Source organism: Rhodococcoides kyotonense (assembly GCF_900188125.1).
GTDB classification, from domain to species: domain Bacteria; phylum Actinomycetota; class Actinomycetes; order Mycobacteriales; family Mycobacteriaceae; genus Rhodococcoides; species Rhodococcoides kyotonense.
Genome location: NZ_FZOW01000012.1, coordinates 1 through 17,875, shown reverse-complemented (window position 1 = coordinate 17,875; position 17,875 = coordinate 1). Strand labels below are relative to the sequence as shown.

At 64.5% G+C, this 17,875-nt stretch carries 14 protein-coding genes and 1 pseudogene; 8 read left to right on the top strand and 7 right to left on the bottom strand.

The genetic code is table 11. From position 1 onward, the window contains the following. Positions 1-66 precede the first annotated feature (66 nt). The 3 genes from CHB96_RS19365 (at position 67) to CHB96_RS19355 (ending at position 1,731) form a co-directional block, all read left to right on the top strand. Positions 67-1,071, top strand: a complete 1,005-nt coding sequence (locus CHB96_RS19365; RefSeq protein ID WP_089249275.1) for a beta-ketoacyl-ACP synthase III — start codon at positions 67-69, stop codon at positions 1,069-1,071. A 78-nt stretch (positions 1,072-1,149) separates the two neighbouring features. Next, the gene (locus tag CHB96_RS19360) at positions 1,150-1,548 is read left to right on the top strand and encodes a PPOX class F420-dependent oxidoreductase (RefSeq protein ID WP_089249273.1); all 399 of its coding nucleotides are present in this window, start codon (positions 1,150-1,152) and stop codon (positions 1,546-1,548) included. Beyond that, positions 1,549-1,731 carry a hypothetical protein gene (locus tag CHB96_RS19355; RefSeq protein ID WP_089249271.1) on the top strand — a complete coding sequence of 61 codons (183 nt, stop codon included), beginning with the start codon at positions 1,549-1,551 and terminating at the stop codon, positions 1,729-1,731. Between the two features lie 16 nt (positions 1,732-1,747). On the opposite strand, the gene CHB96_RS19350 is transcribed toward CHB96_RS19355, so the two are convergent. Beyond that, a complete protein-coding gene (locus CHB96_RS19350) occupies positions 1,748-2,959 on the bottom strand; it encodes an MFS transporter (RefSeq protein ID WP_089249269.1) in 1,212 nt (403 codons plus the stop codon). A gap of 82 nt (positions 2,960-3,041) precedes the next feature. Between CHB96_RS19350 and CHB96_RS19345 the strand changes: the two genes are divergently transcribed. From CHB96_RS19345 to CHB96_RS19335, 3 genes are all read left to right on the top strand, one after another. Beyond that, on the top strand, positions 3,042-3,944 hold the full coding sequence (locus CHB96_RS19345; protein WP_245865899.1) for a LysR family transcriptional regulator: 903 nt from the start codon (positions 3,042-3,044) through the stop codon (positions 3,942-3,944). A gap of 4 nt (positions 3,945-3,948) precedes the next feature. Next, positions 3,949-4,545: a histidine phosphatase family protein gene (locus CHB96_RS19340; RefSeq protein ID WP_089249265.1), complete on the top strand. Its 597-nt coding sequence runs from the start codon at positions 3,949-3,951 to the stop codon at positions 4,543-4,545. 114 nt (positions 4,546-4,659) lie between these two features. After that, complete coding sequence (locus CHB96_RS19335) at positions 4,660-6,096, top strand: phage infection protein (protein WP_089249263.1); 1,437 nt, start codon at positions 4,660-4,662, stop codon at positions 6,094-6,096. Here CHB96_RS19335 and CHB96_RS19330 read toward each other — a convergent pair. Then, complete coding sequence (locus CHB96_RS19330) at positions 6,079-6,375, bottom strand: putative quinol monooxygenase (RefSeq protein ID WP_089249261.1); 297 nt, start codon at positions 6,373-6,375, stop codon at positions 6,079-6,081. The two genes, CHB96_RS19335 and CHB96_RS19330, sit on opposite strands and share 18 nt — an antisense overlap. A 106-nt stretch (positions 6,376-6,481) precedes the next feature. Here CHB96_RS19330 and CHB96_RS19325 point away from each other — a divergent pair, with 106 nt between their 5' ends. Further along, positions 6,482-8,017, top strand: coding sequence for an MFS transporter (locus CHB96_RS19325; RefSeq protein ID WP_089249547.1), 1,536 nt, complete (start codon positions 6,482-6,484; stop codon positions 8,015-8,017). A gap of 27 nt (positions 8,018-8,044) precedes the next feature. Here the strand turns inward: CHB96_RS19325 and CHB96_RS19320 are convergent, their stop codons facing one another. The 3 genes from CHB96_RS19320 to gltB form a co-directional block, all read right to left on the bottom strand. Next, on the bottom strand, positions 8,045-8,962 hold the full coding sequence (locus CHB96_RS19320) for a cutinase family protein (RefSeq protein ID WP_089249259.1): 918 nt from the start codon (positions 8,960-8,962) through the stop codon (positions 8,045-8,047). Between the two features lie 233 nt (positions 8,963-9,195). Next, complete coding sequence (locus CHB96_RS19315; RefSeq protein ID WP_089249257.1) at positions 9,196-10,647, bottom strand: glutamate synthase subunit beta; 1,452 nt, start codon at positions 10,645-10,647, stop codon at positions 9,196-9,198. Further along, positions 10,640-15,229: a glutamate synthase large subunit gene (gltB, locus tag CHB96_RS19310; protein WP_089249255.1), complete on the bottom strand. Its 4,590-nt coding sequence runs from the start codon at positions 15,227-15,229 to the stop codon at positions 10,640-10,642. Before gltB ends, CHB96_RS19315 begins: the two co-directional genes overlap by 8 nt. Before the next feature lie 434 nt (positions 15,230-15,663). Here gltB and CHB96_RS19305 point away from each other — a divergent pair, with 434 nt between their 5' ends. After that, on the top strand, positions 15,664-16,626 hold the full coding sequence (locus CHB96_RS19305; RefSeq protein WP_089249253.1) for an NADP-dependent oxidoreductase: 963 nt from the start codon (positions 15,664-15,666) through the stop codon (positions 16,624-16,626). Positions 16,627-16,960: 334 nt separating this feature from the next. Here the strand turns inward: CHB96_RS19305 and CHB96_RS19300 are convergent, their stop codons facing one another. Together CHB96_RS19300 and CHB96_RS30400 are read right to left on the bottom strand one after the other, a co-directional pair. Continuing rightward, positions 16,961-17,344, bottom strand: coding sequence for a thioesterase domain-containing protein (locus CHB96_RS19300; RefSeq protein WP_176444379.1), 384 nt, complete (start codon positions 17,342-17,344; stop codon positions 16,961-16,963). A gap of 119 nt (positions 17,345-17,463) precedes the next feature. After that, positions 17,464-17,724 (bottom strand): annotated as a pseudogene (locus CHB96_RS30400) (phosphopantetheine-binding protein); the annotation flags it as partial. Between the last annotated feature and the right edge of the window lie 151 nt (positions 17,725-17,875).

Below are 17,875 nucleotides of genomic sequence, written 5' to 3'. Positions count from 1 at the left end.
GACCGAGCCCGCAGCCCAAGACCCGGAAGCCCGGCGATGGCGCGGTAGCCAAGAGAGGAACCATAGATGGGTGCGATCAGCACGACGCAGGGACGGCAGTCCAAGCTTCTCGGACTGGGTGTCTACCGACCCGAGCGGGTAGTGACCAACGACGAGATCTGCGAGTTCATCGACTCGAGTGACGAGTGGATCCAGACGCGTTCGGGAATCAAGAACCGGCGCTTCGCCGATCCCGAGGACAACGTCGTCAAGATGTCCATCGCCGCAGGCAAGAAAGCCCTCGAGGCCAGCGGACTCGCGGCGGACCAGATCGACACCGTCATCGTTGCGACGTCGACGCATCTCGAGCTGACCCCGCAGGCAGCTGCGAAGGTGGCACACGGACTCGGCACCAAGGGCCCGGCGGCGTTCGACATCTGCGCCGGGTGTGCAGGATTCTGTTACGCACTGGCCGTCGCGTCCGACCTGGTCAAGGGCGGTACAGCGCAGCACGTGCTGGTCATCGGCGCCGAGCAGCTGAGTCTCACCACCGATCCGTACGACCGGACGACGCGCTTCATCTTCGCCGACGGCGCGGGCGCTGTGGTGGTCGGAGCGAGCGACGAGACCGAGATCGGACCGGTCGTGTGGGGTTCGGACGGTGCGCAGTCGGACGCCATCGTTCAGACCATCGACTGGTACGACTACATCACCACGGCAGACGCAGAGCGTCCCTGGATCAAGATGAACGGCATCTCCGTGTTCCGGTGGGCCGCGTTCGAGATGGGCAAGGCCGCGCAGAAGGTGCTCGACGTCGCAGGCATGAAGGCCGACGAAGTACACGCCTTCGTTCCTCACCAGGCCAACAGCCGCATCACCGACTTGCTTGCCAAGAGTCTCAACCTGCCCGAGGAGACCCCCGTCGCCAACGACATCGCCGAGACCGGCAACACGTCGGCCGCGTCGATCCCGCTGGCCATGGAGGAACTGCTACGTACCGGCAAGGTGAAGCCGGGCGATTCCGCGTTGCTGCTCGCGTTCGGTGCGGGCCTGTCCTACGCCGGCCAGGTCGTCAAGCTCCCGACGCTGTAGCCCTTCCGCCGAGATCGAGGTTGTGCACTCTGAACGCATGTTTTCGGTGCACAACTTCGATCTCGGTAGGCTCTAGGCATGCCCAAGCCACCGTTGCCCGCAGATGCCGTCGAACTTCTGAAGAAGCCGAACCCCGCCGTCATGGCCGTCGTTCGCGCCGATGGAACTCCCATCACCGCACCCACGTGGTACCTGTGGGAAGACGGCAAGATCGTCCTCAACTTCCAGGCCGACCGTAAGCGCCTCGAGCACATCAAGGCCAACCCCAAGGTCTCGATCTCGGTGCTCGACGAGTCCAGCTGGTACACCCACGTCACCGTCCACGGCACGATCACGCTGCAGGACGACCCGGATCTCGTCGACATCGACCGCATCTCCACGCACTACACCGGCGACAAGTACCCCGTGCGCGACCAGGCTCGCGTCACCGGCCACCTCGAGATCGACGCCTACGTCGGGTGGGGCAAGATCAAATAAGTGATCTCACTGCCGGTCGCCGTCACCATCGCGTCGGTGTGCGTCGGGTTCGTTCTGTTCGTGTCCGCTGCCGCGGGGGCTCAACAGAAATGGAATCGCCGACGCGTCATCGCGCTGCTGGTGGCGGCGATCTGCTGTCTGAGCGTCGTGCCTCTGACGGTCGCGCTCGCGGCTGCGGTCTGATGCGTCCCCTTCATAGCTATCGCGAAGCCGTGACCCGCATGAGAACTGCCGCCGATCCGGCGAGTGTCATCACGAACAGCGCCATCGCCGTCCATCCGAACTGCTGGTAGACAACGCCGCCGATCCAGCCGACCAGCGAAGACCCGCCGTAGTAGAAGAGGTTGTACAGCGACGTGGCCTGCGCCCGGCCGACGGTCGCGCGCTGACCCGTCCATCCCGACGCGATCGCGTGGGCCGCGAAGAATCCGATGGTCAGCACGACGAGCCCGACGAGAATGACGATCAGATTGCTGCTGATCGTCAGGGCGACACCCGCGATCATGACGGCCGTCGAACCGGCGAGTACCTTGCTGCGCCCGTGCTTCGTCGCCAGTTGGCCGGCGACACGCGACGACACCGTACCGCTCAGGTACGCGACGAAGATCAGGCTGATCAGCGACTGCGGCAGCCCGAACTGCTCGCCCTCGAGCCGGAATCCGAGGAAGTTGTAGATCGCGACGAACCCACCCATCAGCAAGAAGCCCTGCGCGTACAGCGCGAGCATCCCCGGATCTCGTAGGTTCGCCCGGAGGCGTGTGCCGAGCGACGGACCGTCGGACGTTCCGCCGACGAAGCGTCGCGGCTTCGGGGCGAGCAGCAGGAACAGCCCAGCGGCGACGGCCGCGATGACCGACACGGTCAACGTTCCGATGCGCCAGTTCGTGTACTCGGCGACGGGACCTGCGACGATCCGCCCGAGCAGTCCGCCGAGCGTCGTACCCGACACGTACGTCGCCGCGGCGAGTGCAGTGTGCTTCCGGTGTACTTCTTCGCTCAGGTAGGCGATGGCGATCGCGGGCAGTCCGCCCAGCGCAGCGCCCTCGAAGAAACGAATCGACAGCAGCACCGGCAACGATCCGGACAGCGGAACGACGAGACCCAACACCGTCGCGACGACGATCGAGATGCTCATCGCCCTCACGCGCCCGATCCGATCGGCGACGATCGACCACGGCAGCACCGACACCGCGACGCCGACGGTCGCCAACCCGACCGCGAGAGACGACTGCGACGGCGTGATCTGCAGGTTCGACGCGATCAGCGGCAGAATGCCCTGAACCGAGTACAACTGCGCGAACGTCGCGATACCGGCGAACAGCAGCGCGGCAACGAGTCGCTTGTACTGACGGGAACCACGGGGATGGCCTTCCCACCCGTCGAGCTGGATTTCGCTGACCGATGAACTCATTGCCTCGACGTTAGGAGCCGTGGGAACATACGTCCAATGCATGAAGTGCCTCGAACTCATGCGTCGGCGATATGATTTGTCGATGCGCGACGAGGCACAGGCACTGCTCCCGCTGATACCGACGATCCTGGCCGTCGCCGACACCGAGCACATCACCGAGGCATCGCACGTACTCGGAGTCCCCCAGCCGACGGTCAGTCGCCAGATGGCGAGGGCGTCGGCGATCCTCGGGGTCGACATCGTCGAGCGACACGGGCGGGGAATCTCCTTGACGACGGCAGGCCGCATCCTCGTTCCGTACCTCGAGCGAGCCGTCGTCGATCTGGAAGCCGGCCTCGACGCCATGAGCGAGCACGACGCGCGGGCCCGTGGCCGTATCTCGATCAGCTTCCAGAACACGCTCGGCGAGGACATCGTGCCTGCGCTGATCAAGAAGTTCCGCATGGATCACCCGGCCGTCACGTTCGTGCTCGATCAGGGCGCTCGCGCGCGCTGCCTCGACCGACTCGACGACGGTTCGGCCGACGTCGCCTTCGTCGCGCTGAGTACCGAACACACCGAAGACAACTCGTTCCAGCTGTACGAGGAACGTCTCGTGCTGGTCGTGCCTGCCGATCACCGGCTCGCGCGTCGTAGATCGGTGAACCTGACCGACACCGCCGACGAGAACTACGTCGCGATGGGCCACGGATTCGGCATGCGTTCGATCTGCGAGGACCTGTGGGCCGAAGCCGGAATCGCGCCCGACATCGCATTCGAAGGCCAGGACATCCACACCGTGCGCGGCCTCGTCGGCGCCGGACTCGGAATCAGCATCCTCCCTCGGCTGCGTGGGCACGGCCCGGAAACCGTCGAGGTCCGGATCGACGACCTGTCCGCGCGGCGCCGGATAGGCATGGTGTGGCCTGCGCGTCAGCTCGCGCGGCAGGTTCAGGCATTTCGGACGATGGTGATCCGCAGTGGCCGAAGCCTCGTGGTTAGGTAGAGCCGTGCAACTGATCCTGGTCCGACATGCGCTCCCTCAGCGATCCGAGGACTCGGCCGACCCGCCGCTCGACGGGCTTGGGCACGAACAAGCACAACGCGTGCCCGACGCGTTGGCCCGCTTCCCGATCGCACGGACGGTCGCCAGCACCCAGCTGCGCGCGCTGCAGACCGGAACCGTCCTCGCCGCCGAACTCGGTCTGACGCTCGAGACGGACGAGCGCATCGCCGAGTACGACCGCGACTTCGCCGGCTACATCCCCATCGAAGCCGCGCGCACGGAGTTTCGCGACGCGTTCGAGCGCATCAAGGCAGGCCACCTACCCGAGCAGGTCGACGAAGCCGCGTTCCGTTCGCGCGTGCGCGCGGGCATCGCTGGGGCGGTCGACGGGCTGGAACACAGCGATACCGTCGTCGTCTTCGCGCACGGCGGAGTGATCAACATCGTGCTCCAGGAGATTCTGGGAACGCCCAAGGTACTGGGTTTTCCGATCGACTACTGCTCCATCACACGAATCCTGTACTCGCGCAACGGAAACCGATCGGTGGCGTCGGTCAACGAGACCCAACACGTGTGGGATTTGCTGCCGCGAAACCGGTAGCGGCTCGAATCCTCATAGGACTCTTAGAGAGCCTGCTCAGAGCTCATTTCCCGTCGATTGGACGACTCGGGGTGGTCGGAGCACTCCTCCGAGGCAGTTAGCCTCAGGACCACTATGGGTAAATTTCGGATCCTCCGGCGACCGGGCGCTGCTCTCGTCGCCATTGCATTTCCTCTGGTCGCTGCCGGCGCCTTCACCCTCGGAGCAGGCCACGACCTGAATCCGACCGACGAGGCCGCAGCATCCGTCCCCGAGGTGTCCGCCGAGACGCCGTCCGGTGACCCTCTGGCGACATCTCGACAGAGCCTGCAGAAGGCCAGCCTACCCATCAGCTTCCTGTCCGGTGGCCTGACGCAGCTGACCGACGGCGGCAATCAGCTGAACGACGGCGCCGGACAGCTCGCCGACGGCATCACGCAAGCCCACGACGGCACGGTCCAATTGGCCGACGGGTGGGTCCAATACCGCGACGGCATCGGACAGCTCGGCGACGGCGCATCCCAGATCAGCGGCGGCGTGGATCAGGTCGTCGACCAGCTCACCGGTTTCGGAGAGCAGCAGAGTGCCTTCACCGCGCAGCTCGAAGCTGCTGCGACGCAGGTCGCCGCATTCCCGACGCCCGGATCGCAGGAAGCAGCCGCACAGATCCGCGGCGTCATCGACACTCTGAACACTCAGGGCCTCGGACCGCAGACACTCGACCAGCTCGCCGAACTGAAGGGCGGCGCACGCCAGCTGTCCGGCGAGCTCAACGACCCCTCGGGCCAATTCCTCACCGCGACAAACCAAATCGGCGATGCGACGGTTCAGCTGCGCGACGGGCTCGGCCAGCTCGACGACGGCGGACAACAGCTGCGAGCAGGCACCCAGCAACTGGTCACCTCCGTCGAGCCGGTGCCGGGAATCGTCGACGGCATCAAGACCAACGTCACCGACGCGACGACCGGGCTGCCGTCGGCGAAGGAACTGTCCGCACCGAACGCGTCCCCCGTCGCCACCCCGGTCGATTCACCGTCGACCCCGGTCGCGCCGTACCTGATCTCCGCGCTCGTCGCTGTCGGAGCCGTCGGCGCAGTCAGCCTGGTCAGAGTCCTCAGCCGTGATTCCAGGCTGAGGTGGATCGCAGCAGCGACCGCGTCGCTGGCCGTCGGCATCTGCGCTGCGCTGGCCTTCGCGTTCACCGCACCCGACGCCGCCGTCGGAGCCCTCGTCGGCGCCGGAGCGTTCCTTCTGGTGTCCGCGGCTGCATATCTCGCCGCCGCGGGAGCGATCCAGCGATTGCTGGGCGCCACCGTCGGTCAGGCCGTCAACGTGGCGCTTCTGCTGGTTCAGGTCGTCGTCTGCGGCGCGGCATACGCGTCGAACGCGGCGATCTGGGGCCAGCTGTCGGCGTTCATGCCGATGGCCTACACCGCAGCCGGTGCCCGCGAGATCGGCAACGGCGCATTGACGTCGACCGGCTGGGTCGCCGTCGCACTCACCGCGGCACTGCTCGTCGTATCCGGGCTGGTGTACCGAGGAGCCTCCAAACCGTCAGTGAACTACGCGTAACGGGTGGATCGCAGGCGGCGCGGCCAGGTGCTCGGCGAACTCTGCCAGCGCTTTCTGCAGGTGCGGTGTCTGCATGTGCGCGGCCAAGTCGTCCTCCGACTGCCACACCTCGATGGTGACGAAAGTTCCGCGCTCCGAATCCGACTCGAACAGCTCGTAGGAGACGTTGCCGTCCTCGTGTAGGGATTCCGCTGCGAGGGCGGCCAAACCGGCACGGACGGCGTCCACCGACTCCGGCTTCGCGGTGATCGTAGCGACGACCTTCAGATCACTGAGCACAGGATTTCCTCTCGGATCGGTTGCACCTGACGCTCCGACGGTACCGTCATGATCGCGTCCTCATCCGGTGACTCGAAAACTGGGTGGACTCGAGAAGAGGGGAACCGTGAACAACGTGCACGACAAGGCGACTCGCAAGGACTGGCTCGGACTCAGTGTTCTCGTCATCCCCATCCTTCTGGTCTCGATGGACATCTCCGTTCTGTATCTCGCCTTGCCGGCCGTGACGGCAGACCTCGAACCCAGTAGCAATCAGACGCTCTGGATTCTCGACCTCTACGGATTCCTGCTCGCCGGCCTCCTCATCACGATGGGCTCGATCGGTGACCGGATAGGCCGTCGCAAACTCCTGATGATCGGGGCGCTCGTCTTCGGGGCCGCCTCGCTCATCGCGGCGTTCTCCACCACGCCCGAGATGCTGCTGGTCGCACGCGCACTGCTGGGAGTCGGCGGCGCAACGATCGCACCGAGCACACTGTCGTTGATCCGCAACATGTTTCACGATCCCGGCCAACGCAAGGAAGCGATCGGATTGTGGACGGCAGGATTCGCAGGTGGCGGCGCGATCGGCCCCGTCGTCGGAGGCTTTCTGCTCGAGCACTTCTGGTGGGGCTCGGTCTTCCTCGTCAACATCCCCATCATGGTGTTGTTGCTGATCAGCGCGCCGCTACTGGTACCGGAATTCGTCGATCCGAACCCCGGAAAGTTCGACCCCGTCAGCGTCGTCCTGTCGATCACGGCGATGCTGGGAATCGTCTACGCCATCAAACACGGCGCGCAGGACGGCCTCGACGCCGCCACCATCTCGACGGCGGTCGGCGGGCTGATCCTCGGCTTCTTCTTCGTCCGGCGCCAACGCCGAGGTCGTGATCCGCTGATCGATGTATCCCTGTTCGCCGAACGTGCCTTCAGCGCCGCCGTCGTCGTCCAGTTCCTGGTCATCTTCGCGGTGACGGGATTCAGCTTGTTCGCCTCGCAATATCTCCAACTGATCGTCGGACTCGGCCCACTCGCGGCCGGACTGTGGCTGCTGATTCCCGCAGCTGCTGCCGCCGCAGGCGCAGTCCTGTCACCGACCCTCAGCAAGTTCATCCCGACGGGTGCGATCATCGCCGGTGGCCTGCTGCTCATCGCCATCGGAGCAGGAACCATGGTGTTCATCCAACCCGGATCGGGGCTGCCCCTGCTGATCGCCGGCATGACCGCGATGATGTTCGGCATCGGAGCAGCGTCGACGCTCAACTCCGACATCGTCCTCACCGCAGCGGCACCAGAGAAGGCAGGCGCCGCATCGGCACTGTCCGAGACCGGCGCCGAACTCGGCGGTGCAGTCGGAATCGCAATCCTCGGCACCATCGGGACCACTGTCTACCGGCACGGCGTCCAGAACGCTCTCCCTCCCGAGACTCCACCCGAGATCGCCGGGCCCGCCTCGGAAACCGTCGGTGGCGGAATGGCCGTCGCCGAGTACCTACCCGCTCCGCTGAACGACCAGCTGCGTGAGCTGGCCGCATCGAGCTTCGTCGACGGCTTCAACCTCGCCGCAGCGTGGAGTACCGGCCTGATGGCGGTCTCGGCCGTCGGCGTCTACGTGGTGTTGCGGGGAACGCGGCCGACGCCCCATGTGCACGAAAATACATAGGGGCTATGTATTTTCGTGCACATGGGGTTATGAATTCGACGCGGCCACAAGATAATTCGCGAGCCACGTCGTCGCGCTCGTGCCGTTCGCATCCACCGCGTACGAGCCGTACTCCTGGTGAATCCCCGAGCGATAGAAGGCATCGATCTCGCGTCGACGCTGCTCGTTCGCCTGATCGCTCAGCTGCCCCTGCAGAACCGGCAACCCACCCGCCGACGCGATGTCGCCGAGCAGAACCTGCGCCTCCTGCTGCGCCTTCTCGACGACACTCGGATTCGGATCCGACGACACCGCAAGGAAACCCGCGAGCCGAGCGATGTAATCGTCCTTCGGCGTCGAGCAATACAGATCGCCGACGGCACAGAACGTCCGCACGACAGGGCTGACGAAACCGAATCCACCCACGCGCGGCCCACCGACACCCGTGCCGACGACCTCAGGCCCGACCAGGGCATCCGTGTCGGAACGCTTGGGATCGGAAATCAGCCCGACGGCAACGAGCCGATCCGCCGGTACGACGCCCACGCCGCTGCCGATCGACGCTGCGAGGTCGCCTGCCGCGTCGGCACCCTGGCTGTATCCGATGACTGCGAGTTTCGTTGCGCCGCAACGGTCGGCCATCGCCTTCAACATGCCGCCTGCATTGGCCGTCGCGATCGCTCGGGATTCTCCGTACACACCGCCCTCCCAGGGGAACGCAGTCGCGGGATAGGCGACGTACTCGGTGAGGATGTCGGAACTCGCGATGCGATCCGTGACGGCCGTGAGCATGCCGGGCCGCGGAGCTGCGCCCGAACTCGTCTCCCATGTTCCGGGGATCGCAGCGACATACAAACGCGGGCAATCGGCGGGGTCGGCGGATGCCTGACCTGCAGTCAACGCGGAGGTTCCGGCGACGACGGCCGCCAGCGCTCCCAAGGTGGCGACAAGCTTCTTCACACGCATCGATCGGCCTCACAGATACTCGCGGACACTGTTCTCGATGCGAAGAATGCCAGCCGTCGATGTCGAAACGATGCCCGGCTGGTTAACGGAGGTAACCGAATTGAGACCTGCCACCCCACCGCTTGAATGGCCCATTCATACGAACAGATAGCTACAGGGCGACATTCAAGCGGGCAAAACGAACTGGCCGCCGCTCGAATGGTCCATTCAAGCGGCGGCCAGGAACGAAAGAACTACCGCTGCGGCGCCTGCGTCGGCACGATCGGCGCGGGGAGCGCCGTTGCACCCTGCAGGAACGTGTCGACGGCGGCAGCACAGCTACGGCCTTCGGCGATGGCCCACACGATGAGCGACTGGCCGCGGCCCATGTCGCCCGCAACGAAGACGCCGGGAACGTTGGTGACCCACTCGTTCGTGCGCTTGACGTTGCCGCGCTCGTTCAGGTCCACACCGAGGTCGGTGAGCAGACCTGGCTTCTCGGGTCCGACGAAGCCCATGGCCAGCAGAACGAGATCGGCTTCGAGGGTGAACTCGCTGCCTTCGACCTTCTCGAACTTGCCTGCCTTGAACTCGACCTCGTGAGCCTCGAGCCCGGTGACCTTGCCGCCCTCACCGATGAAACGCTCGGTGTTGACGGAGAACACACGCTCGCCGCCTTCCTCGTGCGCGGACGCGACGCGGAACATCAGCGGGTACAGCGGCCACGGCGTCGAGGTGGCGCGCTCTTCCGGCGGACGAGCCATGATCTCGAACTGGTGGACACTCTCGGCGCCCTGGCGGTGCGAGGTGCCGAGGCAGTCCGCTCCGGTGTCGCCGCCGCCGATGATGACGACCTTCTTGCCCTTGGCACTGACGGGAGGCTCGGCCATGTCGCCCTGCTGCACACGGTTGGCGTGCGGCAGGAACTCCATCGCCTGGTAGATGCCCTCGTTCTCGCGTCCCTCGATCGGCAGGTCGCGCCACGCGGTGGCTCCGCCGGAAAGGACGACGGCGTCGAACTGCGCGCGCAGCTCGTCAGCGGTGATGTCGACACCGACGTTCACGCCGGTACGGAACACCGTGCCCTCGGCTTCCATCTGAGCCAGACGGCGGTCGATGTGGCGCTTCTCCATCTTGAACTCGGGGATGCCGTAGCGCAGCAGACCACCGATGCGGTCGGCACGCTCGAACACCGTGACGGTGTGGCCGGCACGCGTGAGCTGCTGTGCCGCAGCCAATCCCGCAGGCCCGGAGCCGACGACGGCAACCGTCTTGCCGGTCAGGTGCGTCGGGTAGACCGGTGCGACCCAGCCCTCCTCGAACGCCTTGTCGATGATCTCGACCTCGACCTGCTTGATCGTCACCGGATCCTGGTTGATGCCGAGGACGCACGACGCCTCGCACGGCGCCGGGCACAGCCGCCCGGTGAACTCCGGGAAGTTGTTGGTGGCGTGCAGGCGGTCGATGCTCTCGCGCCAGCGGTCCTTGAACACCAGGTCGTTCCACTCGGGAATCAGATTCCCGAGCGGACAACCGTTGTGGCAGAAAGGAATACCGCAGTCCATGCAGCGGCTGGCCTGCGTCTGGAGTGTCTCCTTCGAGAAGTCCTCGTAGACCTCTTTCCAGTCCATCAGACGCAGGTCGACGGGCCTGCGCTTCGGCAGCTCGCGGACTGTGTTCTTCAGAAATCCCTGTGGGTCACCCACGAGCTGCCTCCATGATCGCCTCGTCCACGTCCGCGCCGTTCTTCTCGGCCTCGGAGATGGCGAGCAGTACCTTCTTGTAGTCCCGCGGCATGACCTTCACGAAGTGGTTCACCTGCTGTGACCAATCTGCGAGGATGCGTTCTGCGACATCGGATCCCGTCTCCTCGTGGTGACGAGTGACGATGTCCTTCAGCCAGGTGAACTCGTCGCCCTCGATGCTCTCGATGTCGACCAGCTCGGTGTTCAGGTTGGCCTCGAACGCCTTCTCAGGGTCGAACACGAACGCCACGCCACCGGACATACCGGCACCGAAGTTGCGTCCCGTCTCGCCCAGGATGACGACCTTGCCACCGGTCATGTACTCGCACCCGTGGTCGCCGACGCCTTCGACAACGGCAACGGCACCGGAGTTACGCACTGCGAAACGCTCGCCGACGACGCCGCGGATGAGAGCCTCACCCTGCGTGGCGCCGAACAGGAAGACGTTGCCACCGATGATGTTGTCCTCGGCGACGAATCCTGCGGGAGCGTTCAGCGACGGGCGCACGATGATCCGTCCACCCGACAAGCCCTTGCCGACGAAGTCGTTGGCGTCACCGTTGAGGCGCAACGTCATTCCCGACGGCACGAAGGCGCCGAAGCTGTTTCCGGCCGAACCGGTGAACGTGATGTCGATCGTGTTGTCGGGCAAGCCGACTCCGCCGTACGCCTTGGTCAGCTCGTGTCCAAGCATGGTTCCGACCGTGCGATTGACGTTGGTGATCTTCGACTCGAACGCGACCTTCTCGCCCTTGTCGAGAGCGTTGCGGCTCTGCACGATGAGCTGCTGATCGAGTGCCTTGTCGAGGCCGTGATCCTGAACGCCCGTGTTGTAGAGGTCCTGGTTCATGAACGCCGACTCGACCTCGTCGAGGATCGGAGACAGATCCAGCTTCGACGCCTTCCACGCTTCCTTCGCCGCGGTGGTGTCGAGCAGAGCGACCTGGCCGATGGCCTCGTTCAGCGTGCGGAAGCCGAGTTCGGCCATGAGCTCGCGAACCTCTTCGGCGATGAACATGAAGAAGTTCTCGACGAACTCGGGCTTGCCCGCGAAACGCTTGCGCAGCAACGGGTTCTGCGTCGCGACACCCACCGGGCACGTATCGAGGTGGCAGACACGCATCATGATGCAGCCCGACACGACGAGAGGTGCAGTCGCGAAACCGAATTCCTCACCACCGAGCAGCGCGGCGACCATGACGTCACGGCCGGTTTTGAGCTGGCCGTCGACCTGTACGACGATGCGATCACGAAGTCCGTTGAGCAACAACGTCTGCTGAGTCTCGGCGAGACCGAGCTCCCAGGGCCCACCGGCGTGCTTGACGGAGGTGAGCGGCGTTGCACCGGTTCCGCCGTCGTGACCCGAGATGAGAACGACGTCGGCGTGCGCCTTCGAGACACCTGCGGCGACCGTTCCGACACCGACCTCGGAGACCAGCTTCACGTGGATGCGAGCCTGCGGGTTGGCGTTCTTCAGGTCGTGGATCAGCTGCGCGAGATCCTCGATCGAGTAGATGTCGTGGTGCGGCGGAGGCGAGATCAGCCCGACGCCCGGCGTCGAGTGACGGACCTCGGCGACCCACGGGTACACCTTGTGCGCCGGAAGCTGGCCGCCCTCACCGGGCTTCGCTCCCTGCGCCATCTTGATCTGGATGTCGGTGCAGTTGGTCAGGTAGTGCGAGGTGACACCGAAGCGTCCCGACGCGACCTGCTTGATTGCGCTGCGTCGCCAGTCACCGTTCTCGTCCGGCTCGAAGCGGTCGACGCTCTCGCCGCCCTCACCCGAGTTGGACCGTCCGCCAAGGCGATTCATCGCTATGGCGAGAGTCTCGTGAGCCTCGGCCGAGATGGACCCGTAGCTCATCGCACCCGTCGAGAAGCGCTTGACGATCTCCGACGCAGGCTCGACCTCGTTGATCGAGATCGGCTGGCGCTCTTCGGTCTTGAAGCGGAACAGGCCGCGCAGCGACGCGAGGCGCTCGGACTGGTCGTCGACCATCTTCGTGTATTCCTTGAAGATGTCGTACTGACCGGTGCGGGTCGAGTGCTGCAGCTTGAACACCGTGTCGGGGTTGAAGAGGTGGTACTCCCCTTCACGACGCCACTGGTACTCGCCGCCGACCTCGAGCTCGCGGTGTGCGCGCTCCTGACGGTTCTCCAGGTACGCGACGCCGTGGCGCGTGGCCACGTCCTGCGCGATCTGGTCGAGTTCGATGCCGCCGAGGTGGCTGTTCAGGCCGGTGAAGTACTCGTCGACGAGATCCTGCGACAGGCCGATGACCTGGAACAGCTGCGCGCCCGTGTACGACGCGAGTGTCGAGATGCCCATCTTGGACATCACCTTCAGCACACCCTTGCCTGCGGCCTTGATGTAGTTGGCGACGGCCTTGTCGAAGTCGATGCCGGTGAGGGCGCCGCGCTCGATCATGTCCTCGATGGACTCGAATGCCATGTACGGGTTGACCGCTGCCGCACCGAAACCGATGAGCAGAGCCATGTGGTGCACCTCGCGTGCGTCACCGGACTCGATGATCAGCCCGACCTTGGTACGCGTCTTCTCACGAACCAGGTGGTGGTGCACAGCGGACGTCAGCAGCAGCGACGGGATCGGAGCCAGCTTCTCGCTCGACTCACGGTCGGACAGCACGATGATGCGCGCACCACCGGAGATCGCAGCGGAGACCTGAGAACGAATGGCCTCCAACGACTTTCGCAGACCTTCGCCACCCTCGGCGACGGGATACAGACCACGTACGACGACCGAGCGCAGTTCGTCCTGGGTGCCGTCGTCGTTGATGTGGACGAGCTTCGCGAGGTCGTCGTTGTGCAGGATCGGCTGCGGGAGCACGATCTGCTTGCACGCGTCGGGGCCCGGGTTGAGCAGGTCGCCCTCGGGTCCGATGGTGCCGCCGAGGCTCGTGACGATCTCTTCCCGGATCGCGTCGAGCGGCGGGTTGGTGACCTGCGCGAACAGCTGCGAGAAGTAGTCGAACAGCATGCGCGGGCGCGCGGACAGCACAGCGATCGGGGTGTCGGTGCCCATCGAACCGATGGCCTCGGCCCCGGTCTTCGCCATCGGCGAGACGAGGATGTTCAGCTCCTCGGTGGTGTAGCCGAAGATCTGCTGACGGATGAGGACGCGGTCGTGCGGCATGTGCACGTGCGGACGGTCCGGCAGTTCGTCGATCGAGGTCAGACCCTCGTCGAGCCACTGCTGGTACGGGTGCTCCGCGGCGAGTTCGTCCTTGATCTCGTCGTCGGAGACGATGCGGCCCTGCGCGGTGTCCACGAGGAACATGCGGCCCGGCTGCAGACGGACCTTCTTGACGACCTTCGCGGGATCGATGTCGAGCACGCCGACCTCGGAGGCCATGACGACGAGACCGTCGTCGGTGACCCAGAGGCGGCTCGGGCGCAGGCCGTTGCGGTCGAGAACCGCGCCGATGACGGTGCCGTCGGTGAAGCACACCGATGCCGGTCCGTCCCACGGCTCCATGAGCGAGGAGTGGTACTTGTAGAACGCCCGACGAGCGGGGTCCATGGACTCGTGACGCTCCCAGGCTTCGGGAATCATCATCAGGACCGCGTGCGGCAGGCTGCGGCCGCCGAGGTGCAGCAGCTCGAGAACCTCGTCGAACCGTGCGGTGTCACTGGCACCGTGAGTGACGACGGGGAAGATCTTCTCCAGTGCCTCGGAACCACCGAACACGTCGGAGGCGATCAGAGCCTCGCGAGCGCGCATCCAGTTCTCGTTGCCGGTGGCGGTGTTGATCTCACCGTTGTGGGCGACGCGACGGAACGGGTGCGCCAGCGGCCACGACGGGAACGTGTTGGTCGAGAAGCGGGAGTGGACGAGTCCGAGGGCGCTCTCGACGCGGTCGTCCTGCAGGTCCAGGTAGAAGCCCTTGAGCTGAGGCGTCGTCAGCATGCCCTTGTAGACGAACGTCTGCGAGGACAGCGACGGGAAGTACACGGTCTCGCGACCGGGGACGTCCTTGCCTGCACCTTCTTCACCGAGCTCGTGCTCGATGCGCTTGCGGATCACGAAAGCGCGGCGCTCGAGTTCCAGGTCCGTAACGGAGAGATCGGGAGCGGCGAAGAACAACTGACGGAACGTCGGCATCGCGTCGCGCGCAAGCGCCCCGAGAGAGGAGTCGTCGGTGGGAACTTCACGCCACCCGAGGACCTTCATGCCCTCACCCTCGACGATCGCGGTCACGTCTTCGCACGCACGAGCAGCGTCGTTGCGGCCCTGCGGAAGAAACGCAATGCCGGTGGCATACGCGCCTGCGGCGGGCAGCTCGAAATCGACAACGGCACGGAAGAACGCGTCCGGTACCTGGATGAGGATTCCGGCGCCGTCACCGGTGTTGGGCTCGGAGCCGGCGGCGCCCCGATGTTCGAGGTTGACCAGCGCGGTGATGGCCTTCTCGACGATGTCTCGACTACGACGACCATGCATGTCCACGACGAACGCGACACCACAGGAGTCGTGTTCGTTGCGGGGGTCGTAGAGGCCTTGCGGGCCCGGAGTGTGCTTCATACCTAGCCTTCGGATAAGTCCAGCCTTCAAGTACGTCGGATCGGCTCGGCACGAATTCACCGGCCGTCGCGGACGGCTATTCGGTGCCGTTCGCCGTTGAAGCAGCACCCCCGGATCGACGATCTTCGACTAACGTCGAGCGGGTGCGCTCGAATCGGTAGTTCGAAGGTGCCTTTCGGGCGGATCGACCATTGGGTACGTCGGTCCAACCACAAACGATAAGTCAGTACCATGCCCACCCCGCAACTAAGGTACTCCTATCTAGCCCTTCGACCTGGTCTTTCTTAGGGCCCGCGGAGCCAATTCCACGCCTCCGATGCGCGGATCGAGACTGCCTCGGGCCCCGATTACACATGCGGGTCCTTCCCAATCTCCGTCCCATTCACGATCTCCTCATTTAGAATGGTTTCGAAACGAGACCAGAGGGGAACGCCATGCGCGCAGTGTACTTCGAGAGACACGGTGGACCGGAAGTACTGCGATACGGGGAACTGCCGCTGCCCGAACCGAAGCCGAGACAAATTCTGATCGAGGTTCATGCCGCCGGTGTCAATCCGAGGGACTGGCAACTACGCGACGGGTCCTACGCGTTCAAACGGCTGGCCGGCCGACCACCGACCATCCTCGGGAGCGACGTGTCCGGGGTGGTCGTCGGGCACGGTAGATCGGTATCTGCGTTTCAGATCGGCGACGAGGTACTCGCAATGCAATCTACCTTCGGCCGCATGGGTGGTTTCTCCGAATACATGGCCGTGGACGAACGCGCTGCGGCCCTCAAACCACGCTCCCTCACCCATGTTGCGGCCGCTGCATTGCCGGTTTGCGGATTGACGGCGTGGCAAGCACTGCACGATTACGCAGAAATCCGCTCCGGGACGCCGATCACGGTGATCGGCGCTTCGGGTGGTGTCGGCCACTACGCGATTCAGATTGCACGCGACGCCGGCGCCGTGGTGACCGGAATCTGCGGGCCACACAGCCTCGACATGGTGCGCGCCCTCGGCGTGGACCGCTTGGTGAATTACGCCCGATCGGACTACACACGTGAGATTCGAGGCCAATCGATAGTGTTCGACACCGTGGGGCGGGAAAGCGCGCGTAGCTGCAGATCGATGCTCGCTCCCGACGGGGTGTATCTGACCACCGACCCGACGTTGCGATCGGCGGCCAGATCCTTGCTCACACCGCTGCGACGTCATCTTTGGGGCGGACGCCTCTCACGCCTGGTCCTGGTGCGACCCCGATCGGAGGATCTCGAAGCCATAGTCGAATCCGTGAACACAGGAGCGTTGCGGCCGGTTGTCGAAGACGTTTTTCCCCTTGCAGATGCAGGAACCGCACTCGCCAGAAGCAGCGGACATCACACCCGTGGGAAGCTGGTCATCGAAGTTCGCTGACAACATCGAGGCCACGTACCCATCCGACATTCCGGCATCCGTCGATGTCGTTACAGCGCTGCCAATTCGGAGGCAATGAGCTCGGCGACAGCCGTCATCGCGTCCTCGGAATCCATCGTATGGCGTGTCGAATCGAGTCCGTATTCTGCCAGCGATCCGCCGATGAACCCGCTCCACTCCCCGCGCAATAGCGGAGTCGCCGTTCCCTCTTCGGTGTAGTTGGCTCGCTACAGGACAGCATCCCCTCGAACAGCGTCGACGAGAACGAGTCGAGCAACGAACCGTTGTTGACCAGGACCTTCAGAATTCTATCTTCGGTGTCCTCGTAGCCAATTCATTTCGGCAGGTGTGCGAACCGCAGTTTGACCGCATGACGTAGGGATTCGAGGCTCGCCGCGGCATCGCCTGGGCCGGCAAAGACTTGCCCTGGTACTGCCGGTTTCGCGTCCATCAATCCGAGATAGCCGACCCGACGGCCCCGGCGTGTCAGCTCGACGGCCATCGCATGCGCCACGGTGCCACCGAGCAGCTGTACGACTCCCTCCGGTTGAACGAGGACGAGCCGATCGACGTAGTCCGTAACCATCTCTTCGATCGATGCCGAGAGGGGCGACGCCCCGTCCAGCCCACTTGCCTGCACCCCGTATATACGCAGATTCGGCAGCTTCGACGTGAGACCGCGGTACCCCCAGCTGATTCCAGCGCTTGGGTGATGCACCAGAGCGGGGCCGACGAGTGTTCGCCGCGATCTCCGCCATCGATGATCACGAAGATCGAAGCAAACGGATCCGAGTGCTCATGTTTCGACAACTCCGTCAGCCGCGGCGCAAGTTCTGCAACCGTGGGAAATCGAAATACAGCGCGAACCGGTAGGTCCATTCCCAGCACCGATCTCGAACGTGTTGTCAATCGTGTTGCCAGCAAGGAATTCCCGCCCAGATCGAAGAACGAATCGTCTACCCCCACGCTGTCTACACCGAGAATTTCACCGAACAGTTCCGCGAGCAAAGCTTCGCTCCGATTACTCGGTGCGCGATACTCTCCTGCACCGAACTCCGGTGTCGGTAGCGACCGGCGATCCAACTTTCCGTTCGACATCAGTGGAAACGAGTCCATGATCACCATCGCGGACGGCACCATGAACTCCGGCAATTGACATGTTCAATCGGTGGTCGCAACGAGCGACTCGTTGTACTCCTCCACGATATCGGTGAAGATCTGCAGAGGAGTCTTCCATCCGAGTGTCTTG